Below are 25,888 nucleotides of genomic sequence, written 5' to 3'. Positions count from 1 at the left end.
GACATTCTTTTTTTATTTTATTCAAGTTCGACAATTTTTTCATCAAATTTCACCAATTCTTTCGCCAAATAATGCTGCAAAACACTTAATCACACTCCCGCTTTATAGTAATAAAGCTTGATATGTTACATTTATATTGAAAAACTGATAGATATAAGATAACTTAATTAATAGGATTTAAACATATGAATATTCGTAGCGAATAGGGGAGATGACGAATGAAAATGAAGATTGCCTGTCTCCAAATGGACATTAGCTTTGGGAAGCCATCAGAAAATTATAAAGCGGTTGAAGACTTTATCCACGAAGTCTGCCAATCTGAAGCTAAACCAGATATCATTGTATTACCAGAAATGTGGACCACTGGCTACGATTTAACTAATCTAAACCATTCTGCTGATCATGAAGGTATAGAGACAGTTGAATTTCTCAAACAGCTCGCCCTTAAATATCATGTACATATTGTAGGTGGGTCTGTTGCAACAAAAGCAAATGAACAATTGCTAAATACAATGATATCAGTAGATAAAAAAGGTACTCATGTTCAAAATTATAGTAAGCTGCATTTATTCAAATTGATGGATGAACATAAATACTTAGCAGCTGGCAGTGAAAAAGGCAACTTCATACTAGATGGAGAAAAGCTTGCCGGTGTCATTTGTTATGATATCCGCTTTCCTGAATGGATACGTGCCCATGTTCTTGAAGGAGCCAAGGCAGTTTTTGTCGTTGCTGAATGGCCATCTCCAAGACTAGATCATTGGCGCACATTATTGCAGGCAAGGGCGATCGAGAATCAATGCTTTATTATTGCATGTAATAGAGTCGGTTCTGATCCAAATAATGATTTTGCCGGCCATTCAATGATTATTGACCCTTGGGGAAAAATTTTAGCTGAGGGCGGAGATCGTAAAGAGAGTGTCGAGGCAGTTATCGATCTTTCAGAGGTCGATAAAGTCAGAGAGATTATTCCTATTTTCTCTGATAGAAAACCTGAATATTATTGACTGAAAAAACGGACGCACAATATCATTGTTCGTCCGTTGATATTTAATCTATCTTTGCCCACATTTCTGATGGATTCACTTCATAAATCCCATTTTCCCGATACATATACTGATTGGTGATAAACTCCCTGCGGATCGTTGCATAGTCATCATGAAATTGCTTAATGTATTGATTAATTTCTTTTTCTTCATATTTTACACCTTTTTTTAACCCTTTAATTAAGTGTTCAAATATAATTAGCTTCTTCTTTCTTTGGGCAGGGATTGATTTTAATTTCCCATCTGCTGAAAAGAAATTATTGATTACTTTATAGTGTTCACTTTTCGTATCTTTTACCTCATCCATTTCTTCAAGGACTCCTTTCTCATCAATGATATTCTCTAAAGTTTGAGCCTGATGCTTAAGTACACGTTCATTTAAATAGTAATAGATTGTGTTTTTATCTCTTCTCGTGTAGACAAGATTAATATCTTTTAATTTGTGTAAATGATGGGTAATTGTCGGCGGGGTTAAACCAAGTTTTCCTGCAATTGCCTGCCCATGCAGCGGACCCTTCGACAATAAATAAATTATTCGAATTCTCGTTGGATCACCCATCGTTTTATGAAAAGCAACTATACGGCTTAACTGCACTATATCTCCTCCAAGTTTTATAAACATCTAATTAGATATATATCAAATTAAAAAACATAAGTCAACGCTTTTCAATTTTATCTAAAAAATTTTTTGATTGATTTTTGGCAAATATATATTAAAAGTTGTCCCTTTGCCTTCGATGCTGTCTACTTTTACACTTCCTTTATGCTCATCAATAATTTTATAGGATACCATTAATCCAAGTCCGTTCCCCCTCTCTTTTGTCGTAAAAAACGGCTGGCCGAGTTTATCTAATTTATCTTCCTGAATTCCTCCGCCTTCATCTTCAATCGAAACCTTCACGCTATCCTCATTAAATGATTGTATTGTAATAGTGATAAAACCACCCTTAGGCATCACCTCAATTGCGTTTTTAATAATGTTAATAAATACCTTCTTTAATTGATTTCCTTCACAAAGAATAGATGGAAGTCCATACTCGTAATAAGTTCGAAACTGTATATTATTGAGTAATGCCTGTGCATTCAATAATTTCACTGTTTCTCTCATGATGATGATGATATCATTTTCCATATATTTTACCGCTTGTGGTTTAGATAAAAATAAAAACTCATTGATGATCGAATCAATCCTTGCTAGTTCAGTTGAAATAATATTAAAGTACATTGAATGTTCCTTATCCATTGAGCTTTCAAGCAACTGAATAAACCCTTTTACAGCTGTCATTGGATTTCTAACTTCGTGAGCAATGCCAGCTGCTAACTGTCCAAGAACATTTAGCGTATCTGACTTTTTTAACCTTTCTTCCATTTCCGCCTTGTCAGTGATATCCTTAAAAGTTGTTAATGTGTAGTTTGAAAACAAATTGTATTTACTTAAATACTCAAACCTTTTTGTTTCATCGTTTTTCGTTTTCAGCTCTATTGAACCTTCAAATGTTCCATCATCCATTAATTTCTTCACTGCACTTTTTACTTCACTTACATCACCTGAAAATTCTGTAATTATGTATTTTAATGATTTTCCCATTAAGTTATGCTTTTTTGAATGTAGCATTTTTTCAGCTGAAGGATTTATATCGAATATATGTCCAGCCGCATCCCATAAGATGATTCCTTCAAGCGCTCCTTCAAATACTTTACGAAACTTTAGCTCACTGTTCCTTAGCTCTACCTCCATCATATACCTTTCGCTTACATTTCGAAATATAGCCATATGATAGCCTTCATATGACTTTAATTTCATCGTAAATTCAAGTGTCTTATACTGCCCGTTAGGCATTAAAAATTGCAATTCATCTCTAATAGCCCCTTGTTTATATAATGCTTGAAAAATTAGAAATTGCTTTTCATCACTCTGATAAATAAAATCACTGATTTTATGTTGTATTAAATCTTCATAAGAACTTTCAAAAATGCGGCAGGCTGATTCATTCGCATGAATGATCCATCCTCCATCTTCCCAAAGCACTATCCCATCTATCGCTTCCATAAACAGTTCAGAATAAATACCTTCTTCTTGAGAAAGTTTATCTATTATCTTTCGTCTTTGATTCCAATCATTAGATGTAGGCAATCCATTTTACCCCCTAAAGCATAATCTCACTTAGCTCATAATTCTACAAATATCGTCAAATTCCTCTTTTTGTAAATCATATGAAAAAAGATATTATAAAGCCTAGTTTGACCTTGTTTTTAACTATTTTTATTAAAATGAAAAAGCTATCCATTCAATGTAAATCGATTGAATGGATAGCCTCGTCTAACTAAATTTTAAATGCTTTTATCATTTGATTTAACCTGACTGCTAATTCTGAAAGCGATTGAACATTTTTTGAAATATCTTCTATTGACTGATTTGTCTGAGTGACTGATGCACTCGTTTGTTCAATTCCTGCAGCTGATTCTTCAGAGACTGCTGCAATATTTTCTATCGATTCGTTCATCATCACAGAATTATTAGCTACTGTTTCAAGATTGACTGTAATGTCATTAACATGTTTGGTCATTACATCCACTGCATTTGATATCTCTTCGAATGTTTGCGCCGTCATTTGAATTTGCTCTGTACCTTTTTCAACTTGTTCATATCCGTTTTGCAGAGTTAAGGCAACTTTAGACGACTCATTTTGTATACCTGTTACGATATTCGTAATGTCATTGACCGAATAAGAAACTTGCTCAGCTAATTTCCTTACTTCGTCAGCTACTACCGCAAAGCCCCGCCCTTGTTCTCCAGCTCGAGCAGCTTCAATTGCAGCATTAAGTGCAAGTAAATTTGTTTGGTTTGCAATATCCTGTATGACACCAACAAGTTTTGAGACTTCCTTCGTTTCAGTATCCAATCCACTCATTCTTTGAACTGAATCCTTCATAATTTCATTAATTTTATCCATTTGACTTTGAGAGCTTTTCATTAAAGAATTACCTGAAATTGTTAATTGCAGTACATCATTGGTCATGGCAGAAATTGACTCACCATTTGTCTTTGCACCATCAACTTTCAGTAAATAATCTTCCATCACTCTTGATAAATCACTGCTTGAGCCAGCTTGTTCTTCTGCACCACCCGATAATTCCTGCATCGTTGAAGAAATTTGCTGACTAGCTGAGGCCACCTCAGATGATGCATTGGCAAGCTCACTGCTTTTCTGTGTTACATCTGCGGATATTCCATTTATTTCTTTTATCATAGATTGTAATTTATTTTTCATTGCATTTGTCGCCTGGCCAACCTCAGCTATTTCATCTTGATTATCCAGACTAATATCTTTAGCATTGAGATTTCCAGCTGCAATTTCATTCGAAATATCAACAACTTCATTCAATCTTCTTGCAATAATCCGACCTATATAATAGTTGCACATAATACCGAATACTGCTGAAAGAATGAGTGAAGCGATCAAAACAACTAATGTCGTCTTCATAGTTGCGGATGCCTGATTTACTGCTGATTGTTGCTCTTCCTTCACAGTAAGCAGCAAGGTATTTAAATCCTCAACAGTTTCATTAATAATATTATCAGCCTGTAATTTACCTAATCGGTACTCTCTTACTCGATGAAGCCTTACCTCAGGTTCAATTGTCTCATAAAAGAGGTCATTCAATTTTTTATCTGATTCCGCTATTTTTGCTAATAGCTTTTTCGTCTCATTAGATTGCAGCAAAGAAAGAACCTCATCTTCCTTAGTTAAAAACAACTCTTCAAGTTCACTATATGTATTTAAGTGTTTTGGGTTTGAATCAATAATATAATTGCCAATTGTCGTACCTTTCATGTGAAATATAGTAGTGATATCAGCAATTTCTAAAGCTCTGTTGCTTGCTTCTTCTGAATCCTCCATTCTAATGTTGGCAAAAGTCAACATCATAAAAGATATGGCAATAGAGATTGAAAAAACGCCAATTGTCAGCCATAAAGCAAATCCATACTTTCGACCGATTTTTGAATCTTTCCAAAATTTAGACCGCAATAGATATTGAATAATATTTTTCCGTTTCTTTTTATTCCCACTTGGTATCTTATGATTTTTCTTCTTTTTTTTCATGAATTTCTCTCCTCTAACCTCCGTATTGCAGCATTTAAATCTGCTAAAATCGCAACTTTTATACTATTTTCTTTATTTATTATAGTTTAACAACAAGGAATTTTGAAGGATTAAATCGCGCAAAAATAAGTCTTTTTACCTATAAAATATTATAATTCATATTATTCAAATTCCATAATTTAGATCATTACCCATTGAATCACATGCAAATAACCGTTTATTTAAATTATGAAAGGGTATATAATGTAATATGTTTTGGGGGGTCTTTAATAGAGGAGGATTTATGAAACAGCGAGATTATTTTTTTGACAATGCAAAGTTTATCTTAATTATCTTTGTCGTTTTCGGACACTTAATCCAATCTTTTATTGAAGATAGTGAAACAATCTATACACTATATAAAGTCATTTATACTTTTCATATGCCTGCATTTATTTTAGTGTCTGGCTTTTTTGCCAAAGGATATTACAAAAAGGGATATATTAAAAAAATCGCTAAAAAGCTCATTATCCCATATTTAATTTTCCAAGCGATATATTCTGTGTTTTATTACTTTTTGAATAACCAGTCGTCGTTTGCACTTGATCCATTAAATCCACACTGGTCGCTATGGTTCTTAATTTCATTATTTTTCTGGCACTTGTTATTATTAGTATTCGCAAAATTCAATCCAATAGTTGCAATCAGTGTGGCAGTCATGATCGGTCTTGCCGTCGGTTATGTTGATTGGATTTCTAATTTTATGAGTTTATCACGGACCTTTGTATTTTTCCCATTCTTCTTATTGGGGTATCTAGCTAAGAAGGAACACTTCTACGCATTACTACGGCCATCCGTCCGACTAGGTTCATTACTTGTATTTGTCACTGTGTTCGTATTATTTTATACAAATCCAGGAATTAATTATGAGTGGCTTTTAGGATCAAAACCATATGCAGTTGTCGATGAAGCATCAATGAGCTCGATGTTTACAAGATTAGGTTTTTATATAATAAGCTTTATCATGGTGGTTGCTTTCTTGACATTTATTCCTAATAAGCAGTATTTCTTTACAAACCTTGGTAGAAACACACTATATGTTTACTTGCTGCATGGATTTTTTGTTCGAGTATTCCGTGAAAGTGATGTCCAAGATTTCTTCAATGATGTCGAGAGCTTCCTGTTGCTGGCAGGGGTATCCCTATTGCTAGCATTGCTCCTTTCAAGCAAGCTGGTGACAGCGATTACTCAGCCACTCATTGAACTAAGCACAACAAGATATAAAAGCTTAAAGATAAGATTGAGTGCAGCATTAAGGTTTTACAGAAAAAAATATCGATTAGAATAAACAAAAACGGCATTTCATTGACTTCTGTCATGAATGCCTTTTTTCTTGCTAATTGAATCAAAACTGTAATTCTTCTTTTTTGCGCAGTAAAGCTTAACTTTTTTATATTGACCATTAAACAAATTCAGTCTATAATTATCTATTGACGTTAACTAATTTACAAGTTTATGTCCCAGTAGCTCAGCAGGATAGAGCGACAGCCTCCTAAGCTGTAGGTCGTAGGTTCGATTCCTATCTGGGACGCTCTAGAATGATAGCCGATAGACCTTGGTATATAAGGTTTATCGGCTGTTTTTAATTTTTAACTCTTTTTATCCACATAACCATCATCGTATTCGACCAACAACCTCTACTTTGGCAGCGATGAGGTCAGGGGTTCGTGCCCCCTATTCTCCATACCAAGAAGCCTTGATTTATCAGGGCTTCTTTTATTTTTTGTCGATTTGTGATTTAACCTCTGTTTTCCCTTTGCCGTCATTTGCCGATTGGATTACGCCATTTCGAGTTATGCTAAACAAATGCTGCAGCTGTTTCCATTCATTTACTCAGCTCCTATATTTACAGGTTCATACAAGAAGAGGTGTGAATAGTTGAAAAACATGCTAAAAAGGCGTGGGTTGATAAGTACACATTTTTTAACCGTATCAACCTCCGTGTCAGCCGCAAGGATGATCCTTAATAGGACCACCAAGATGGCGTGAAGGCGCTCAGTAATTCTTACCTTTAGCTGACTTCTTCTTTTCACAGGCGCTTTTCTTCCAAGCATAGTCAGCCTTTTGAATAAACTCCATCTATCTTTTATTTCCTAACGCTTCTCTTGCTATTTGCTTAACCCTCCCACTTTTATGAATAGGTTCTATCTCATTTAATGCTTTAAAATATCTTAAATTCACCTTTTTTAGTGATTCTATATCCTCTTGCTGTAGATGAATTACATGGCAAAACCACTCTATATCATTGGAAATAGTATATACATTTATATTTGCACGTCCATCTATACTCTTTTCTTCTATTTGTTCAACCCTTGATTTTATTAGATCCATTCTTTTTTTAATATCCAAAACAAACCCCTCACTTTATACCTAGTTATAAATAACTATTTTATCAGAATAAACAAAAATATGTTTTGTTTTTCCAATATCAGCCTAAATAAATTAGTTAATAAGAAGGAGGAGTAATCAAAAAAAAGTACATTTAGTGTATATATTTTACCAAATAATAGAAAAATAAATAAAAAAAATAGAGGATGTGTATATATGAAAAAGTGAGTTGCCTTTTCATTCATAGCGTTACTTTTTTTCACTGCTACAACTAACATCTTGGCAAAACCATTGGATAATTTGCCTTTAACTAAATCATCCAAACAATGGAAAGTTCAAATCGCAGAGCCTGATAATGAAGATAAGCAGAGCAATATATCACATAATCCAGATTTATATAATTTTTATAGTATGGATGTAACAAACATAAATGGTAATAATGTAGAACTAGTTAGAGTTGAAGCATATAGAGACCATCCAGGGTCAACATCAGAATATGAATTATTCACAATAGATCGCGAAAGTGTTAAAGCAACAGAACCAATATTTCATCATTCAAACTTTCCTCTATATACGAAGGCAACAAAATTGAAGGTCTTAGTTACTTGGACGCTGAAAAATGATAAAAGCATAGACAAACGAAAATTTAGAGATCAATTTACTTTTGAATTACAATAAAAATAAAAATCTTTTAGAGAGGCTTGATTATCCCCTCTTTTTCTTTTCCTCGAATCCCACGTATTACGTAAGTTCAAACAATCCTTTTTTAATGAATAAAATTTATCAATAACCACACATAATAAGAAAAAATGTGGAGTGGTTATTTTGATTGCAAATTACTTTCGAATCGGGAACGCGATTATTATATGGGTGCTTACTTTTATCTTTCTCCCAAAAAAATCCTTTAAAAGATATTTACCCGTTTCATTATTTTGTTCCTGCCTGCTACTAATACAATCCTTATTAAATTTCAAATTTAAATGGTGGAAAGTACAGGGTGGAATTAAATATCTTATCTTTGATGATCTTGCTTTTATCTTCGGCCCATTTTTTCCTATCAACCTCTGGATATTTCATTTTACGTATGGAAAGTTCTCAATATATGCTATATGTAATCTAATAATGGATTTACTATTCGCTTATCCTTTAAGTGCACTTTTTCAAAAAATAGGTCATTTTAAGTTAAATAAATTAAATGCTGCTGGATTATTTCTTGTGTATTATTCACTTGCTATTTTAAATTACGGTTTTCAACTATTTATGGAGAAAGACAATTGTTAACGCCTATATCTTTAGGCTTTTTTCGTTAGTACACCAATCACTTCTTAATAATAAATGGTGCGCAAATACTCCGGAAAATGAACCATAAAATGAGGGTGCTGACGCAAATATTGCCGTTGCTGAAGGGCGAAATTCTTGCCCAAACCATCTTGCAGCTTTCCTTTTTAAACAAACTGCAAATGTGACAAAAAAACCTCTCTATCGAGAAAGGCTTAAAGTTGAAAAATAATATTCAGTTCATTACATTCCTCTTGATATTTTCTAAAAAATGACATATGATTTTCTTAATTCCTCTGTAGCTTTAGATGAGCAAGCGCCGGAAAACAATTTTATAACCTGGTCTTAATGTAAGGGTTTCAGATGCACCAGAAGCACCGAAAAGCAAAATGGGCTGGGGCAGGTGAAATTCTTTGCCGGTGAAAGTCCGTAGGAAAGCGTGTTCCCCCTAACCTATGCTTAACATAGGTGAGTGCTGGTTCGAATCCCGTCAGAGGCCATCAAAATAAATAACTTAAGGAAATTAATGATGTTCACAATTCTAATAATCATTTGTCTTGTAATCGCACTCATTGCTTCTATTTCAGCATGGGTAAATACTCACAATATCATAAAAGATCTTGGTGAGATAAAGAATAAATTAGGAATAACAGAAAGCAAAGACAATCAATCATTCTTTAATAACGATCTTGATAAAGATTAGTTTCGTCCAACTATAAAGGATATTTATTATTTAATTTACACATCCTATCTTTAGGAGGTGTCGTATGAACGAAAATGAAAAATCAAAAGAAATCGGACAAAAATCTGATGAAATGAATGCAATGGATCAAGGACTAAACTTTTTTTCTCAAGTGGTAAATAATGCAACTGGCATCGATAAAGGTAATGATGGCAAAATTAATAATGAGGAATAATTTTTCTTAAGCACTTTAGTATAAGTGCTTTTTTTATTTGTTTATTGATGATCGTTCCATATTCAGCAGCTAAATCATATCCTTTATAAATAAGGAGTGATTAAATGCAATGGCATCATAAAATTGTAAGGCTAATGGGTAAGCCAATTGGTATTTCCTTTACAAATGGACAAGGAACTTCTGGCATCTTATGTGGAATTTCTGGAGGTAAATTACAAGTAATCGAATATTTATATCAATCGCAATTTGCTTTAAAACAATATGACATCTATAGCATTCAGGATATACACCCTTTTCCGAATTGCCATTAGTAAAAATAGTGGCGGTCTTCTTCGTTATAATCTATTTCTTCATAATAAAAATCATCTTCGTCATCTGTTATAATGGATGGCTTTTCTTCCCTCTTAAACAGAGAAAAAAACAGATTCATGATCATTTACTCCTCTCCCTTTCTTTTTCTAAATAAGAAGATTAATTTTTTTTGATGATAAGTTGATTTTTTTAACAGCGGAACGAATAAAGAATCTGGAACTGAAGTATCCAAAATATAATTATAATTTAAATACCAAAAACGATGCCAGCTAATCTGCAATTGAGTTAGCAAGCGATCACTCCTTTCATCCTTTATACAACTAAAGATAACAAATAAATATTGAGTCAGCTTAAATAGACTGTAAAATTATTGTATTGTTAGCGTGAAATTCAGTTTTTCTTTTTTAGCTTAAAGTATGCTAAAATGAAATGTACTGCTATTAAAGGAGTTAAAAGTTCAATGAAAGTAATTGCTTCTACATTAAATGCAAAATATATCCATACTAATATAGCGATTCGGTATTTAAAAGCTTATGCAGCGCCAGAGTTTGAAATTGAGCTTGCAGAATATACAATTAAAGATCCAATTATGAATATTGTTACAGACTTAATTGGCAAAAGACCAAATGTGATTGGGTTTAGCTGCTATATTTGGAATATCGAAGAAACTATAAAAGTAATAAAGATGATAAAAAAAATTGATCCCTCTATTCAAATTGTAGCCGGTGGACCAGAGGTTACTTATGATGTACTTGAGTGGATGGAAACGGTGAAAGAATTTGATTTCATCGCTATTGGTGAAGGTGAACATACTTTTAAACAGTTGTTAACTGAGCTTAACGGTGCAAAGCAATTTGAAAATGTACCCGGGATTGCTTACAGAAAAGAAGGAAAAGTAAAAATAACTCCGCAAAGTAATAAACTGAATTTGCGGGAGCTCCCTTCTCCTTTTCGGTTTGAGGAGGATATTTCTCATTTATCTAAGCGTGTAACCTATATTGAGACAAGCCGAGGATGTCCATTTAGCTGCCAATTTTGCCTCTCTTCTATTGAAGTTGGTGTCCGTTACTTTGATAGAGAAAAGGTGAAGGAAGATATTCGTTACTTAATGGCTAATGGTGCAAAAACAATTAAGTTTGTAGACAGGACATTCAATATTAGCCGCAGCTATGCGATGGAAATGTTCCAATTTTTAATTGATGAACATCTTCCTGGCGTCGTCTTTCAATTTGAAATTACAGCCGATATTATGAGACCGGAAGTCATCGCGTTTCTTAATGAAACTGCACCTCCAGGCTTATTTAGATTTGAAATTGGGGTTCAGTCCACTAATGATCACACTAATGAACTTGTTATGCGAAAGCAAAACTTCCAGAAACTTACTCGCACAGTGACGATGGTTAAAGATGGCGGAAAAATAGATCAGCATCTTGATTTAATCGCAGGTTTACCTGAAGAGGATTATGATACGTTTAAAAAGACATTCAATGATGTGTTTGCAATGAGACCGGAAGAGTTGCAGCTTGGATTTTTAAAGATGCTGCGCGGAACTGGCTTAAGAATTCGCGCGGAGGAGCATCAATATATTTATATGGATCACTCTCCATATGAAATACTCGGCAATAATGTTTTATCCTTTGATGATATTATTAGGATTAAGCAAGTCGAAGATGTTCTTGAGAAGTACTGGAATGACCATCGAATGGATAAAACAGTGGAATATTTGGTTACTCATGTCTTCCCAACTCCTTTTGATTTCTTCCAGGAATTTGGTGGATATTGGGAACAAAAAGGCTGGTCAAGAATTGGCCATCAATTAGAGGACCTTTATAGAAGACTATTTGAGTTCTTAGCATTTAAGGGAATTGCAGAGCTTGACATTGTTGAAGGTTTGATGAAATTCGACTATTTATCTTCGCTGAAGTATAAGCCAAGAAAACCGTGGTGGCAATCCGGCTTAGAAAAAGCTGAAAGATCTTCACTTTACCAGTATTATTTAAAAAATCCATCCCACTTAAATGCAGAATTTGCTCAGCTGAACTTAAACGAAAAAGAAATATATAAACACACCATTCTCGAAAAATTGCCATTCAACCTAAGCCAATATTTAGCAGATGGCACAATAAAAAAAGAAGTATCCACCCTACTCGTTTACTTCGCCCGCGAAGAAGCAACCATCTTTGCATCGTAATTAAATAAGGTTATGTCGAAAGATGTCGGTGCCGTTCACCGACATCTTTCGACGTTTTCAAAGATTTTTATTTTTTGCAGCTCTTGTTTTGCTTTTACTGCCTTCACTTGTTATGTCATATATTTTTGAGGCATTCATATCGCCGAATTCCATTCCGAATTCTACGTTTGTATTTAAGTTTTTTGGGTTGCGCTCATTTTTTATTTTGTGCATCATTATGATCGTCCTTTTCTTCCCTGCTTAGAGTTTCTATTTGCACCCTTCATAGGATTTTCTCCACTTGCGAATTCTGTTGAAAAATCTGCATCCTGACGATTAGCCCGCGGGGTCTTACTATATTTTTCCACTGCATGATGTGATGCTTTTCTTTTTGTCATCATCATTCCTCCTTAAAGATTTGCCACATAGCGATAATCTCATTTGGATAGGCGTCAATCATTTATTTATGTGTCAATCAGTTGCTATGCTATTGCATTAACAGCCTTTTTTTGTCGCTTAGACAAGCTTACCTTGGTGCTTTTTCCTGCTTCTCCAGGAATTACTTCTGCCAAAAGCATCCCCTTCGAAGTCAACTTTATGTTTCGCCATTAAAGAAGAAGATATTCCTTCCTAAAATTACTTTGAGAGTGAGAACATAATAAAATGCCTACGACAAAAAATAAATTATAATTGTTTTCTGCAAAAAGGAGTGATTTTATGACAAAGAAAACGAAGCAGCAACACGGTGAGAGCTACGGGATAGATGATACCCTGCCCCATCAAATTGAAGCACCTAGCTTTAAAGGAACTGGCAAACATTTGCAACCGCCATTTATCAATTCATATGGTGTCACAATTGGAGATAGCCGCTATATTTCCAGCAACTCTCCGCTTGAAAACTGGAGCGATGAGATTGACCCGGCGATTATGGCCGGTGAAGAATGGGTTCACCCAACCAATGATATCGGCTGGAATACACCCGAAAACAAAGAACTAATTGAAAACCAAACAAACCCAGAATACCCTTTCTCCCATCCAACAAAAGACGTCAGTCATGGCACTGATTAACCACAATAAAGTCGAAAAATGTCGGTGACAGGCACCGACATTTTTCGACAATCACTTCAACCTATGATGATGCGTTCTTTTGGATAGTGGTAGTTTGTTTTTTCGGTTTTTCCTCCGATTATATAGAGGAATGAGGTTAATCCGATTCGGCCTACAAACATTAGGACCATGATGATGATTTTTCCGATGTTGCTTAGTTCTGCTGTGATGCCCATTGAAAGCCCGGTTGTTCCGAATGCTGAACATACTTCAAAGATGATTTCAATTAACTGTAAATGCTTATCAGTTATGCTCATGATCACTACTGATGTAAAACAAATGATCATAGCTAGGATCGTAATCACTAATGATTTTAAAATATCATCATGATGCAGCTCTCTCCGGAATACTTTTATATCTTTATTTCCTCGAGCAAAATGCCATATAAACAATATATTGAGGGCAAATGTTGTTGTTCTAATTCCACCGCCAACTGAGCTTGGAGAGGCTCCGATAAACATCATTATACTCATAACTAACAACGTTGGCATTGTAAATTCACTTACATCCATCGTAGCCAAACCGCCGCTTCGGGTTGTGCCCGATTGAAAAAAGGCATAGAAGAAGCTTTCATGCCAGGACATTCCCCTGAAGAAATGCTGGAATTCTAATAATATGATAATCAATGTTCCAAATACTAACAGGCCAGCATATGTAATCGTTGTTAATTTCGTAAATAGAGTAAATTGATAAGGCACATCCAAATCCCATTTCCGCCTAAATAAAAATTCCTTGAGTTCAATCAAAACAGGAAATCCTATTGCACCTAATGTAATTAATATGATTGTAATAAATTGAACAAAATAGTCTCCCGCATAAGGAATCATTGACGCGCCTGTAATATCCAATCCGCCGTTTGTTGTCGCACTTACGGAAGCAAATAGCGCCTGCAAAAATGCTTCTTCCCACGTCGAGTAATATTTCAAAAAATGAAATCCTAATATGAGTGTTCCAATTATTTCTATAACAACAATAATCTTCACAATTTCCTTTACTAATTGAACTAGGCCAGAAAGGGCGTATTGATTATGATCAACCATGATTAGCCTTCTGCTTCGCAAACCGATTTTCTTACCTAATAAAAGCCAGAAAAACGTTCCTAACGCCATTATACCTATACCGCCAAATTGCATGATCAGCATGATGACAAAATAACCAAACACACTATAAGTTTCAGATATATTAACAACTGTTAATCCTGTCACACTGACTGCACTAACAGCTGTAAAAACTGTATCAATAAAAGGAACCTCTACATTTGGCAAATGTACACCAGGAAGTCTTAATAGCATTACCGAAATAGTTACTGACACAATATAATAGGCTGTAATTACTTGGGCTGGTGACCTTCGTTTTATCCAGCTTTTCCAATCATTCCACATGGAAAGTTCACCTTCAGTCATAAAATTTGCTTAAGCTCTATCATATATAATTTACATTATTTTTAAAAGCATTATTTTTTCTTCAATATTTTTTGCATTTATAGATTGAATTGGATGAGTCCATAATAATTACCATTTATGAAAATTCCCTTTCCATTTCATACTACAAATACAGAGAAAAAACATTTTCTACTGTAATACAAAATAAAGGAGTTAGTTACTATGGCAAAGAGCAGTAATAAACTATTAGTGCCTGGCATTGAACAATATTTAGATCAGGTTAAATATGAAATCGCTCAAGAATTTGGTGTAACCCTTGGTTCAGATACAGTTTCACGCTCAAACGGTTCCGTTGGCGGAGAAATTACAAAAAGACTTGTGCAACAAGCACAGGCTGAATTGTCAGGCAAACAAAACTAAATATTATGGAAAAAAGTCCGGAGCAATCCGGACTTTTTAATTCTCTCTTTCCATATCATTATCTTTCCACTCTTTATGCCTCTTATTATCATGTGATTGTTGATGATCTTTATTTGAATCGTTTCTTCTATCTTTCCCCTTATCATTACCCTTATTATCACTTTCGTCCTTTTCTTTTTGTTGACGATGTTGCCTCTTATCTTCCTTGTCTCTGTCTGAATAGTTTTGCTGACGCTCTTCTGAATGTTTTTCATATTTCTCTTCATTCTTCCAATCGTCATTACCTTTATGATGCTTTTCTTTTTTTTCAGATTGTTTTTCCTTCTTCTGTTCCGCTTGCCATGCATCATCACTATGCCTTAGGCTATTTTTATCTTCGTGATTTTTATCTTCGTGATTTTTCCTTCGATTATCGTTACCCTTATCCGAGCTCGCTTTTGTCGATTGCTCTGCTTTCATTAATGTTTCGTTTACCGGCTCAATATCGACATCAGAACGATTAGACTTTTCTTCTACACGTGATTTTTCTTGCAGTTTTTGCTGGTCTTCCTTTTCTTTATTCTTATTTGAACTTTGTTTTTCTATATACTGGCCAATGGTGACCCCCTGCTCTTTCGCTATTGACCTTTCTTTTTCAGAACCTTCAACTAGCTTCACATTGAACATTTCTTTTTCCATTTCATTCTTCACATGATCCATATGCTGATTTAAATGTTTTTCATTTGAAATTTCATCTTTTATTACAGTTCCAATGAGCACATCTTTATTATGATCTACAAATCCTTGAATTTTTAATTGATTGATTATTTCAGAAATGACCGAATCGAAGTCCTTCTTTTTCCAATCGGGGATATTTGCTACGATGCTTTCTCCATCTTTATTATAAGAGATCATATCTATGACTTGATATTTCTCGTTCACACCTATTTCAATGCTTGGGTTAATGTCAATCGACATATAAGCGTATATATTATCTTCTTCATTTACCGGTAATAATACGAAGCTTACAAAAAATACAAACAAAAGCACACTAGCAATGATTGGTTTTGCCTTAATGAATTTAAAGTGCTCAGCAGCTAATCTCTTCTTTTCCTCTAAAGGGTAAAAATCAAGTTCCTGTCCAATTTCATAGTGTGCTTCATACCTTTTACTGCGCAGAAACTCTCCTTCTTCAGTCAAGAGGGTTAAGAAACGGTCATTTACATCTACAATGATTCCTCTTTTCACGTTTCTAACACCCCTTTCAAGTAATCCCGCAAATATATAAATTCACCACATAGAATTAATGTCATAGCTATAATGTATTTTCTGTTTCTTTCAATTGTTTTTCGGCTTGATGAAACAAATAATTCAAGCTGCTTAATGGGCAGCCTTTTTGTATCGAAGAGTTGTTTTTTTAAGTCTTTGTCTTCAGCAATTATTTGTGCGATTTCCATCGCTGTTTTTCGAGCATCAGCATGCTTTGGCGAGTGATGGACGATTTCCTTAAAAGTTAAGCCGAACTCCTCCAATAATACTGTAAACTGTAGTATCTCTTCTTTTCTCGATAATTGATCCTGTTGCTCTAAGTATTCTTTTATGGAAAGTTCCGCATCTATTAAAGCGCTTGCCTGCTCATGATAAGTGATTTCGCTCTCCTGTAAATCCAGGCTAATTGCTTTATGCCTTGACTGTTGGCGTATATAATCTATCACTCTTCTTTTAATAATAATTTCCGCAAAACTAATTAATGAAGCGCCTTTATCCGGACTATATTTATTAATCGCTTCATTAAAAGCAATCAGACCAATACTAAATTCATCGTCTGACTCGTATATATATCTTCTGCAAACAGATGATACTGTTTTCGCTATAAAAGGTTTATAAGTATCAATCAATTGATTCTGAAGACTTTCATCTCCGTCTTGTATTTCAGCTACCATTTCTTCGACTGATTTTTCGCGTTTTCTCCCTTTAAACAGTGCGTTTAGCATGGTCTCACCTCTTATCCCCCAACATTATATCATAAGAGATGAAGCGAATAATAAAGGGTGAGATACACTGAATCATTTGCAGTCAGCACATTAGTAGTATTCGGATAAAAATAGAAAATTCTAGGGGTATACAGCCAAATTTCAAAGACAAACAATACATTTTAATGACAAATAAGTACCTCTTTCATTTTTAATGTAAAAAAGGAAGAAAAGTGTAAACAAAAAATAAACTGATCTAATTATCTTTCTACTTCTCCTATTCTTCTTTCACTTATTAATATATTTTCAAATAAAAAAGCAACCAGTCATCCGTATTGACTGGTTGCTCATGGTAACAAACATTTAATCATCCAGCTTCTTGATTGTCCACCCTGTAATTCCATAAATAATCGTAACGATTGGACTAAGCAAACAAAATAGTGCAAATGGAAGATATTCTAAAGTTTCTACTCCTAATACGGTTGTCATAAATACGCCGCATATACTCCAAGGTACCAAAGGGTTTATCACCGTTCCAGAGTCTTCAAGCACACGCGCTAGATTTTTCGGGTGTAATCCGGCCTTTTTATAAGACTCCTTATACGTATTACCTGTTAATAAGATTGAAAGATATTGTTCCCCTAGCATAAAGTTGATTCCAATCGCTGTACCGGCAGTTGTCGTAATTAATGCCCAAGTTTTCACTAAATACTTTTTTATACCTTCTAATAAGGAATTGAGGATGCCCAGTTTTACAAATAGTCCGCCCATTGCTAAAGTAAGCATAACAAGGGATATCGAGAAAAACATACTCTCCATTCCTCCGCGTGTCAGCAAGGAATCTATCTCCGCTGTTCCTGTATTAGAGACATAGCCATTAAATAAGATGGCCATTAATTGTTTTAGGTTCATTTCTGACTGTACAAAAAATGAAATAATTACTGCTGAGAGAACCCCAGCTGATAATGTAATGATCGCTGGTATTTTCTTAATTGCCAAAATCGTTAATATCAAAAATGGGATAAGCGCATACCATTGAACAAGGTCCAATTGAATAAGTCCAGCCTGTAATGCTTCTATCTTAGAAAAATCCGTTTCAGTCTGGTTAGTTGGTGATAAAAAGATGAAGGCAATTAAGGTCATAATAAAAACCGGAATCGTCGTATAACTCATATTCTTTATATGCTCAAATAAATCTACGCCAACAGTCATTGAAGCAAGATTAGTCGTATCTGATAATGGAGACATCTTATCTCCGAAAAATGCTCCTGAGATAATCGCTCCTGCCGTAATTGCATCTGATAGCCCTAATGCTGAACTCACTCCCATAAAAGCAACTCCAATTGTCGCTGCTGTCGTAAGTGAACTGCCAATACTAATTCCAATAATGGATGATACGATAAAGCAAATTGCGTAAAAATAATTGGCATCAACAATTTGCAATGCGTAATAAATGAAAGTAGGAATTGTTCCGCTTGCCATCCAGCTGCTAATTAACATTCCGATAAAAAAGAAAAGAAAAACAGCACCAATACCTGATTTAGCTCCGCTTATTACACCTGCTTCAATTTCCTTAAAGCTTACTTTTTTAATCATGCCGTATATAATTAAGGCAATAATTGATAATACAACCGGCACATGAGGTGGCGCTTCTGCGAATATAATTGCATAGCTGATTCCTCCCAAGATAAGTAACGTTAATATAAATGCCTCTATCGGCCTGATTTTTATTACAGCTTCATCTTGATGCATTTTTTCAAACTCCCTCCTGAAGGCATATTACATTTTCTTGAATTTTCCAACACAAAAAGAGCCTTTCGCCATGTTAGGGACGAAAAAAGCTCCGCGGTACCACCCTAATTGATAAGCATTGATGCTTACCCTCTTAATTAAATATTGCCCAAACTTGCGCAGTTGTAATTCAAATAAACAAAGCCTGAATTCCCAGCATCCATTCAGTCTCTAGTTTTTGCAATTGTTTATTCTACTAATCTGCAGGCATTAATATATGAATTTACTATTTTACTTAAACGCTTTTATGTGTTAAAGAATAATGTAAATATAACTATACCCTTCATTATTCACTATGTCAAGAAAAATTATTTCAAAATAATTATAAGCTGGAGAGTTATTGTTTAAATATAAAAACCCCCGCAACCAAATGTGTTGCGGGGACTCAAAATTTATTCTTGATCCATCGGGTTATACAGTTTTACATCAGGGTTTTTATCCAGGAACCAACGAAGGGCAAAATCATTTTCAAACAAGAATACTTTCTTTTCATAGCGATCGTTTACAAGCAAGCTTCTTGCACTAGAAAGATTCTCGTTTATTTCATCCCCATCTACCCAGCGGGCAATTTTTGATCCTTGTCTTTCCATGAGCACTTCTGTGTTATATTCGTTTTTCATTCTATGCTCGAATACTTCAAACTGAAGCTGCCCTACCGCTCCTAATAAGTATTCATCCGTTTTTACTGTTTTAAATAATTGAATAGCACCTTCCTGAACAAGCTGTTGAATGCCTTTATGAAAATGCTTTTGCTTCATTACGTTTTTGGCCGTAACACGAACAAATAATTCAGGAGTAAACTGTGGAAGTCGTTCAAATTGGAACTGGTTTTTTCCAGTTGTTAATGTATCTCCTATTTGATACGTACCAGGATCATAAATGCCAATAATATCTCCGCTAACTGCCTCGTTGACAGTACTGCGGTCATCTGCCATGAACTGAGTGGACTGGGCAAGCTTTATTTGTTTGCCTATCCTTGGCACATTGACATTCATCCCGCGCTCAAATCTGCCTGAACAAATTCGTAAAAATGCAATTCGGTCTCTATGTGCAGGGTTCATATTCGCTTGAATTTTAAAAATGAAACCGGAAAAATCTTTTGACAACGGGTCAATTTCCCCTTCGGTTGATTGGCGGGGCTGTGGCGCCGGTGCAAACTGCAAATAAGATTCTAAAAATGTTTGCACACCAAAGTTCGTTAGTGCACTTCCAAAGAATACTGGTGTAAGTTCTCCATTTGCAATTCTTTCACGTGAAAACTCATTTCCTGCTTCATTCAATAACATAATCTCTTCCAATGTTTGATCATAGAGTCCAGATTCCTTTAACGTATGGTCGCCATCGATTTCCCCATCTTCATTTAAAGAAACAAAACGGTCATTTTCTTCCACTCGGAATTGTTCGATTCTATTGTTAAAACGATCGTATATGCCGAGGAACTCTTTACCCATGCCAATCGGCCAATTCATTGGGTAAGATTCGATGCCCATTACTTCTTCCAACTCAGCCAATAGCTCGAGGGGCGCACGCCCTTGGCGATCAAGCTTGTTCATAAATGTAAAGATAGGAATGCCTCTCATCCGACATACTTTAAATAACTTTAATGTTTGCTCCTCAATCCCTTTAGCAGAATCGATAATCATAACAGCACTATCTACAGCTGTTAACGTCCGATACGTATCTTCACTGAAATCTTGGTGACCAGGTGTATCTAGAATATTGACACGCGCACCATTATAATCAAACTGCATCACACTTGAGGTAACAGAAATACCACGCTGTTTCTCAATCTCCATCCAGTCACTAGTTGCAAACTTACCAGTTTTTTTACCTTTTACAGTTCCCGCATCACGAATCGCACCACCAAAAAGTAAAAGCTTTTCAGTTAAAGTTGTTTTACCGGCATCCGGGTGGGAAATAATTGCAAAAGTACGTCTTGATAGTACTTCATCTTTTAAATTTGACATGTAAATTCCTCACTTATTACATAAAAATTTTAAATCGTTTAGGCCGTATGATTAGAAATATTACTTTCGCTAAACCTTGTTGCGAAAGCCTTATTACTTCATATTTTTCAAATTAGCCAAAATAGCCTCTTTTATTGCGATACCCTCAATTTTATCGTTGTAATGAAAACTTTGCAATGATGTTTTCATTATATAAATGATTGTCATTATTTTATTTCCTTAAAATCAATCAATCTCAACCTATTTAATATACTAAAGAGTGGTCATATCTAAGGTTATCCTCACATGTCTCCTTAAAAATAAAAAAGCTCTCCAATTGCCGAAAATCGACTGATTGGAAAGCCCCATCCATTTCAATATGTTATTTTTCTAAATCCGTCTTTTTCTTTTTGTCATCATCAGAATCATTCGCTAAACCTTTTGTTGAGTTTTTAAATTCTTTTAATGTTTCACCCATTGCTCTTCCTATTTCCGGTAATTTCTTCGGACCAAAGATAATTAATGCTAATACAAGAATTAAGATGAGGCCTGGTACACCAATATTTGATAGCACAATGCTCACTCCTTCTATTGTGACTTTATCCAGCTGCCTATTTTTAGGTTTCACCTTACATTATAGTAGAAAAAGGTATAAAGGCAAGTCCTATTATACTTTTCAAAAGATTATTATAAATATGTAATAGCACAGCACGAAGCTGCGATTATAAGCTGCCACATCAGCTATTTTAAAAAAGACCCTTCAAATGAAGGGCCGGAGTGTTTAAAAAGTGAAAATAAGAACATTCTGTTGGATTTGAAGAGGTGTCCGCTCGACACGTGCTCGTGTAGCGAAACAGTCGAGACCTTCTAAAGCGGCTCGACGCTCGAATCGTTAAAAAGCGAGCGGTAAGACTTGGAGAATCCCAAACCGTTATTTTCTTATTTTAGAGATGAGTTTCTCTACAGCCAGACACTTAAAGGGCTTTATTTTGCGAATCGATGGTTTCCAATTTCCTTTGTCACGGTTCTTGTTTGCAGCCATGTTTTACTTACAATGTCAGGGTTATAAAAGAAAACGGAATCATCATCTTCCTTCCCACTTTGTTTTACAGCTTCCGTTACTGCCTTTTTAGACTCATTATCAGCTGGTTTATTAATACTTCCATTGTCTACTGGCTGAAATTGTTTATCTTGATAAATAACCTCTTTTACACTATCAGGAAAACGGTCATCACTCACTCTATTTAGGACAACTTCTGCTACAGCAATCTTACCTTCATATGGTTCGCCTTTTGCTTCAGCATGAACAAGCCTTGCCAAAAGATCCTGTTCATTCTCTGACAATTTTGCTGGCGGCTCTTGTGATCGTTCCTGCTTCATTTTTTCCGGAACAACCAATTTTTCGCCCACTTTTATTTTGCTGGTCTTTTTAAAATTCATCTGCTGAATTTCCATTTCTGACACACCTAATTGAGTTGCTATATCAAAAAGGGACTCACCCTTTTTAACCATATATATATTATACTCATCTAAAGTTTGAGCAAAGATGCGCTTATCTGTTGATTGTATGAAATGGAATGAAAACAATGTGACCGCTGCAAAAACTGTTGCAATCGTCTTCATAATTTCTCCTCCATCGTTAGTATTTAAAAAATAAAAAGAATATCAATAACACTAACATGTTATGGACATTCACTTCAAACACAATGTTTTCCATGGTTTCTCAGGAAATTTATTGAATAATAGCCATTGATAAAAAAAACTGGTATTATTACATACTTCTGCTATAATGATGGAGGAATTAAAAAACGCTTATAGTTATTATCCAAATTGAATATAACAAATGTAGGGGCACCGGTATGCGCCGGTTGAGAATTCATCCGAATTAGATGATAACCCTTTGAACCTGATCTGCTTCATAGCAGCGTAGGGAACATATTCTTTAACAAAAATATCGTTGATGATGTGCGCCCTAGGTTTAGTCCTCTGGGCGTTTTTTATTTTCCTTTCCTATTAGAATTAGGAAAAACACACCATACTAGAATTACAGACAAAGGAGGAATCCACATGAAGAAGTGGTTTGCAGTTTTATGTACGCTGTTTTTGCTGACAGCTTGTGGAGCCAACGACAACAATGATTCATCAAACAACCAAAAAGATGAATTAAAAAAAGTTACATTTGTGCTTGATTGGACACCTAACACCAATCATACTGGCTTATATGTTGCACGAGAAAAAGGTTTTTTTGCTGAGGAAGGATTGGATGTTGATATTATTATGCCGGGAGATGCAGGGGCCGACCAGTTAGTTGCATCTGGAAAAGCGAACTTTGGTATCAGCTATCAGGAAGGAATTACTCAGGCGCGCGTCCAAGGTGTGCCACTCGTATCTGTAGCAGCAGTCATCCAGCATAATACATCAGGCTTTGCCTCTCCTGCCGATAAAAATATTACCGCACCAAAAGATTTTGAAGGTAAGACATATGGAGGCTGGGGATCGCCTGTTGAACAATCTGTCATCAATTCTTTAATGAAGCTTGAAGGTGCTGACGTTGAAAAGGTTTCAATTGTTAATATTGGTGATTCTGATTTCTTCACAGCAGTACAACGGGATGTAGATTTTACGTGGATTTATTACGGCTGGACTGGTGTGGAAGCGGAACTTCGTGGTGAAGAAATTAATATGATTTACCCTACCGATTATACGGAAAAGCTTGATTATTATACTCCTGTCATTGCAACGAATGAGAAGATGATTGCTGACGATCCTGAAACTGTACAGGCATTCGTTAAAGCCGCTGCAAAAGGGTATGAATTTGCCATCGAAAATCCTAGCGATGCAGCAGATATATTATTAAAAGCTGCCCCTGATTTAGATGAAGAACTCGTAAAAGCAAGTCAGGAATGGCTGTCACCTCGTTATCAGGATGATGCAGCACAATGGGGAGAACAAAAGCTTTCTGTGTGGGAAAACTATGCTGAATGGATGTATGATAATAAGTTGCTTGATCAGCCATTAGAAGCTGAGAAGGCATTTACTAACGACTTTTTACCAACAAAGGAGAATAAATAATGGCGAACGCTTTAGTCAGTATTCAAATTATACCAAAAACCAAAAATGGTGAGGATGTCATTCCTTATGTCGATGAAGCAATTAAAGTCATTGAACAATCCGGAGTCAATTATGAAGTTCATCCATTAGAAACAACGATGGAAGGCGACCTACAGCAGCTATTGGAAATAGTTGCTGTTATGAATAAAAGAATGATTGAAATTGGCAGCAGCAACGTTATTTCGCAAGTAAAGGTATTATATCAGCCTGAAGGTATTACTTTAGGGACTTTAACGGAGAAATATCGTTAATGAAGAAGCGGTTACCAAAAGGATGGAGTCCTTTTGTTGTACTCCTCCTTTTATTAAGTTTATGGGAAATAATTGTACGGCTGGCAGACGTACCTGAATGGTTTCTGCCTTCACCAACCGCAATATTACATGAAGCGATTACAGGCTGGTCCAATTTTTCCGGTCACATGTTTTCTACTGTACAGTTGGCTGTTTTAGGATTTATCATCGGTACATCAATCGGATTATTAACCGCGATGTTGTTGCATGTTGTGCCTTTTTTAAGAGAAGCTGTTTATCCGCTGCTCATCCTATCGCAAAACATTCCGATTATCGTACTTGCACCTTTATTGGTTGTTTGGTTTGGATTTGGCCTCTTACCGAAATTGATTGTTATTACGCTAGTATGTTTTTTCCCTATCACAATTGCTGCACTAGACGGCTTTAAACAAACTCCACAGGATTTAAAAACGTATATGATGATGGCTGGTGCAAGCAGTAAACAGCTTTTTTGGAAGCTTGAGCTCCCTTACTCACTTTCATCATTATTTTCTGGAATAAAAATCTCAGCTACATACAGTGTGATGGGAGCTGTCATTTCAGAGTGGCTTGGTGCGCAAACAGGAATTGGCGTGTATATGACTTTAGCATCATCTTCATTTAGAACAGACAGGGTGTTCGTGGCAATTTTCGCCATTATGATTATTAGTATGTTATTCTTCGCAATCATTCGAATAGCTGAAAAGAGATTCATACGCTGGAGAATAAAGGAGGAGGAAAAAGAATGACACTGCTGTCATTGCAGCAAATAAGAAAGAGCTTTGGACAGAACAATGTCATTAATGATTTATCTTTAACCGTCAAGAAAGGGGAGTTTGTGTCTATTATTGGCCCTTCTGGCAGTGGAAAAAGTACAATTTTTAATATGATTGGCGGTTTACTTACACCAGATGACGGCATTATCAGCATGAATGGGCAAAAAATTAATGGAAAGCGCGGCAGCATCAGCTATATGCCGCAATCACCATCGCTGTTGCCTTGGCGAACTATTTTGGATAATGTCGTTCTCGGTCAGGAATTGCAAGGAAATGTGGATAAAGAAAAAGCCGCAGAAATGTTAACAAAAGCGGGGCTAGGCACATACATTCACTCCCTCCCCCATGAATTATCCGGAGGCATGAAGCAGAGGACAGCATTTATACGCGCTTTATTAAGTCCACAGCCAATTATTTTGCTTGATGAACCATTCTCTGCATTGGACGAGCTAACTAGAGCAGAAATGCAGCGCTGGTTAATTGACATATGGGAACAGCACCAGCCAACCATACTGTTTGTTACTCATAATATAGAAGAAGCTCTTTACTTGTCTGATAAAATTGTGATTCTCTCAAATAGACCTGCATCAATAAAAGGAAGCTATCATGTTCCCTTCCCAAGACCGAGGCAGGGAGATATTATGCTTGATAGTGATTTTCTTCAATGTAAAAAAGATATTTATCGTGCACTTACAGAATAAAGTTAAACTTCAATCATGTGGGTTTTCTTCCATCCCCCACTGATTGTTAGTTGAACCAATCGCGCTTTGACAGGTAGTTATCCCCCACCTAAGCTTCTTCAATTTCTCTAAACTCCCGAAGTGGAGCCTTACGGCCTGTTAATCTACGATAAAATGTGTTTTTTGTAATAAATCCTCAATTTTTCCTATGTTTCTCATTGGCAATAACCGGTAAAATTTATTAAAAATATATATACT

General features: G+C 35.4%; 27 protein-coding genes, 1 tRNA gene and 1 riboswitch. Of the genes, 14 read left to right on the top strand and 14 right to left on the bottom strand.

Annotated features, from left to right (window positions below; translation table 11 throughout):
• Positions 1–218: 218 nt before the first annotated feature.
• Positions 219–1,007, top strand: a complete 789-nt coding sequence (locus CWS20_RS26605; RefSeq protein WP_066196702.1) for a carbon-nitrogen family hydrolase — start codon at positions 219–221, stop codon at positions 1,005–1,007.
• 43 nt (positions 1,008–1,050) lie between these two features.
• On the opposite strand, the gene CWS20_RS26600 is transcribed toward CWS20_RS26605, so the two are convergent.
• The 3 genes from CWS20_RS26600 to CWS20_RS26590 form a co-directional block, all read right to left on the bottom strand.
• Positions 1,051–1,641: a DUF2087 domain-containing protein gene (locus tag CWS20_RS26600; RefSeq protein WP_066196699.1), complete on the bottom strand. Its 591-nt coding sequence runs from the start codon at positions 1,639–1,641 to the stop codon at positions 1,051–1,053.
• An 81-nt stretch (positions 1,642–1,722) separates the two neighbouring features.
• Complete coding sequence (locus CWS20_RS26595; RefSeq protein WP_066196695.1) at positions 1,723–3,180, bottom strand: PAS domain-containing sensor histidine kinase; 1,458 nt, start codon at positions 3,178–3,180, stop codon at positions 1,723–1,725.
• 190 nt (positions 3,181–3,370) lie between these two features.
• Positions 3,371–5,152 (bottom strand): methyl-accepting chemotaxis protein, encoded by a 1,782-nt coding sequence (locus CWS20_RS26590; RefSeq protein ID WP_066196691.1) that lies wholly within the window; start codon positions 5,150–5,152, stop codon positions 3,371–3,373.
• A gap of 283 nt (positions 5,153–5,435) precedes the next feature.
• On the opposite strand from CWS20_RS26590, the gene CWS20_RS26585 reads away from it, so the two are divergent.
• Together CWS20_RS26585 and CWS20_RS26580 are read left to right on the top strand one after the other, a co-directional pair.
• Positions 5,436–6,479, top strand: a complete 1,044-nt coding sequence (locus CWS20_RS26585; protein WP_066196688.1) for an acyltransferase family protein — start codon at positions 5,436–5,438, stop codon at positions 6,477–6,479.
• A gap of 169 nt (positions 6,480–6,648) precedes the next feature.
• Positions 6,649–6,722: transfer RNA gene (locus CWS20_RS26580), tRNA-Arg, on the top strand.
• A 548-nt stretch (positions 6,723–7,270) separates the two neighbouring features.
• Here CWS20_RS26580 and CWS20_RS26575 read toward each other — a convergent pair.
• Positions 7,271–7,540, bottom strand: coding sequence for a hypothetical protein (locus tag CWS20_RS26575; protein ID WP_066196686.1), 270 nt, complete (start codon positions 7,538–7,540; stop codon positions 7,271–7,273).
• A gap of 258 nt (positions 7,541–7,798) precedes the next feature.
• Between CWS20_RS26575 and CWS20_RS26570 the strand changes: the two genes are divergently transcribed.
• The 4 genes from CWS20_RS26570 (at position 7,799) to CWS20_RS26560 (ending at position 10,025) form a co-directional block, all read left to right on the top strand.
• Complete coding sequence (locus CWS20_RS26570) at positions 7,799–8,197, top strand: YozF family protein (protein ID WP_142385429.1); 399 nt, start codon at positions 7,799–7,801, stop codon at positions 8,195–8,197.
• 1,072 nt (positions 8,198–9,269) lie between these two features.
• Positions 9,270–9,500 (top strand): hypothetical protein, encoded by a 231-nt coding sequence (locus CWS20_RS27815; RefSeq protein WP_142385428.1) that lies wholly within the window; start codon positions 9,270–9,272, stop codon positions 9,498–9,500.
• 64 nt (positions 9,501–9,564) lie between these two features.
• Positions 9,565–9,714 carry a hypothetical protein gene (locus tag CWS20_RS28445; RefSeq protein WP_162840978.1) on the top strand — a complete coding sequence of 50 codons (150 nt, stop codon included), beginning with the start codon at positions 9,565–9,567 and terminating at the stop codon, positions 9,712–9,714.
• A gap of 104 nt (positions 9,715–9,818) precedes the next feature.
• Positions 9,819–10,025, top strand: a complete 207-nt coding sequence (locus tag CWS20_RS26560) for a hypothetical protein (RefSeq protein ID WP_066196677.1) — start codon at positions 9,819–9,821, stop codon at positions 10,023–10,025.
• Here CWS20_RS26560 and CWS20_RS29140 read toward each other — a convergent pair.
• Positions 10,022–10,144: a hypothetical protein gene (locus CWS20_RS29140; protein ID WP_276328344.1), complete on the bottom strand. Its 123-nt coding sequence runs from the start codon at positions 10,142–10,144 to the stop codon at positions 10,022–10,024. The two genes, CWS20_RS26560 and CWS20_RS29140, sit on opposite strands and share 4 nt — an antisense overlap.
• A gap of 342 nt (positions 10,145–10,486) precedes the next feature.
• On the opposite strand from CWS20_RS29140, the gene CWS20_RS26555 reads away from it, so the two are divergent.
• Entirely contained in the window at positions 10,487–12,217 is a 1,731-nt protein-coding gene (locus CWS20_RS26555) for a B12-binding domain-containing radical SAM protein (protein ID WP_066196673.1), read from the top strand.
• 57 nt (positions 12,218–12,274) lie between these two features.
• On the opposite strand, the gene CWS20_RS28300 is transcribed toward CWS20_RS26555, so the two are convergent.
• Positions 12,275–12,433, bottom strand: a complete 159-nt coding sequence (locus tag CWS20_RS28300) for a hypothetical protein (RefSeq protein WP_157090530.1) — start codon at positions 12,431–12,433, stop codon at positions 12,275–12,277.
• The gene (gene ykzP, locus CWS20_RS28295; protein WP_172940661.1) at positions 12,433–12,594 is read right to left on the bottom strand and encodes a protein YkzP; all 162 of its coding nucleotides are present in this window, start codon (positions 12,592–12,594) and stop codon (positions 12,433–12,435) included. Before ykzP ends, CWS20_RS28300 begins: the two co-directional genes overlap by 1 nt.
• 319 nt (positions 12,595–12,913) lie before the next feature.
• Between ykzP and CWS20_RS26550 the strand changes: the two genes are divergently transcribed.
• Positions 12,914–13,264 carry a DUF3905 domain-containing protein gene (locus CWS20_RS26550; RefSeq protein WP_066196670.1) on the top strand — a complete coding sequence of 117 codons (351 nt, stop codon included), beginning with the start codon at positions 12,914–12,916 and terminating at the stop codon, positions 13,262–13,264.
• Positions 13,265–13,320: 56 nt separating this feature from the next.
• Here the strand turns inward: CWS20_RS26550 and CWS20_RS26545 are convergent, their stop codons facing one another.
• Positions 13,321–14,685 (bottom strand): TrkH family potassium uptake protein, encoded by a 1,365-nt coding sequence (locus tag CWS20_RS26545; RefSeq protein ID WP_066196667.1) that lies wholly within the window; start codon positions 14,683–14,685, stop codon positions 13,321–13,323.
• A gap of 222 nt (positions 14,686–14,907) precedes the next feature.
• Here CWS20_RS26545 and CWS20_RS26540 point away from each other — a divergent pair, with 222 nt between their 5' ends.
• Positions 14,908–15,105, top strand: a complete 198-nt coding sequence (locus CWS20_RS26540; RefSeq protein WP_066196662.1) for an alpha/beta-type small acid-soluble spore protein — start codon at positions 14,908–14,910, stop codon at positions 15,103–15,105.
• A 36-nt stretch (positions 15,106–15,141) separates the two neighbouring features.
• On the opposite strand, the gene CWS20_RS26535 is transcribed toward CWS20_RS26540, so the two are convergent.
• The 6 genes from CWS20_RS26535 to CWS20_RS26510 form a co-directional block, all read right to left on the bottom strand.
• The gene (locus CWS20_RS26535; RefSeq protein WP_066196655.1) at positions 15,142–16,332 is read right to left on the bottom strand and encodes an anti-sigma factor domain-containing protein; all 1,191 of its coding nucleotides are present in this window, start codon (positions 16,330–16,332) and stop codon (positions 15,142–15,144) included.
• A complete protein-coding gene (gene sigI, locus CWS20_RS26530) occupies positions 16,329–17,078 on the bottom strand; it encodes an RNA polymerase sigma factor SigI (RefSeq protein WP_066196653.1) in 750 nt (249 codons plus the stop codon). Before sigI ends, CWS20_RS26535 begins: the two co-directional genes overlap by 4 nt.
• A gap of 342 nt (positions 17,079–17,420) precedes the next feature.
• A complete protein-coding gene (gene nhaC, locus CWS20_RS26525) occupies positions 17,421–18,809 on the bottom strand; it encodes a Na+/H+ antiporter NhaC (protein WP_066196651.1) in 1,389 nt (462 codons plus the stop codon).
• A 431-nt stretch (positions 18,810–19,240) separates the two neighbouring features.
• Positions 19,241–20,815 carry a peptide chain release factor 3 gene (locus CWS20_RS26520; protein ID WP_066196648.1) on the bottom strand — a complete coding sequence of 525 codons (1,575 nt, stop codon included), beginning with the start codon at positions 20,813–20,815 and terminating at the stop codon, positions 19,241–19,243.
• A gap of 361 nt (positions 20,816–21,176) precedes the next feature.
• A complete protein-coding gene (tatA, locus tag CWS20_RS26515; RefSeq protein WP_066196645.1) occupies positions 21,177–21,368 on the bottom strand; it encodes a twin-arginine translocase TatA/TatE family subunit in 192 nt (63 codons plus the stop codon).
• Positions 21,369–21,778: 410 nt separating this feature from the next.
• On the bottom strand, positions 21,779–22,417 hold the full coding sequence (locus tag CWS20_RS26510; protein ID WP_066196643.1) for a cell wall hydrolase: 639 nt from the start codon (positions 22,415–22,417) through the stop codon (positions 21,779–21,781).
• A gap of 214 nt (positions 22,418–22,631) precedes the next feature.
• Positions 22,632–22,744, top strand: a riboswitch (TPP riboswitch).
• Between the two features lie 117 nt (positions 22,745–22,861).
• On the opposite strand from CWS20_RS26510, the gene CWS20_RS26505 reads away from it, so the two are divergent.
• Genes CWS20_RS26505 through CWS20_RS26490 form a run of 4 tightly spaced genes read left to right on the top strand, consistent with a single transcriptional unit; the run spans position 22,862 to position 25,651 of the window.
• Positions 22,862–23,866, top strand: coding sequence for an ABC transporter substrate-binding protein (locus CWS20_RS26505; protein WP_066196639.1), 1,005 nt, complete (start codon positions 22,862–22,864; stop codon positions 23,864–23,866).
• Complete coding sequence (locus tag CWS20_RS26500; protein ID WP_066196637.1) at positions 23,866–24,156, top strand: thiamine-binding protein; 291 nt, start codon at positions 23,866–23,868, stop codon at positions 24,154–24,156. Before CWS20_RS26505 ends, CWS20_RS26500 begins: the two co-directional genes overlap by 1 nt.
• Positions 24,156–24,923, top strand: a complete 768-nt coding sequence (locus tag CWS20_RS26495; protein ID WP_066196635.1) for an ABC transporter permease — start codon at positions 24,156–24,158, stop codon at positions 24,921–24,923. Before CWS20_RS26500 ends, CWS20_RS26495 begins: the two co-directional genes overlap by 1 nt.
• Positions 24,920–25,651: an ABC transporter ATP-binding protein gene (locus CWS20_RS26490; protein ID WP_066196632.1), complete on the top strand. Its 732-nt coding sequence runs from the start codon at positions 24,920–24,922 to the stop codon at positions 25,649–25,651. Before CWS20_RS26495 ends, CWS20_RS26490 begins: the two co-directional genes overlap by 4 nt.
• Positions 25,652–25,888 lie beyond the last annotated feature (237 nt).

The organism is Cytobacillus horneckiae, from assembly GCF_002835735.1.
Taxonomy (GTDB): Bacteria; Bacillota; Bacilli; order Bacillales; family Cytobacillaceae; genus Cytobacillus; species Cytobacillus horneckiae.
This window is presented reverse-complemented; position numbering and strand designations above follow the sequence as displayed.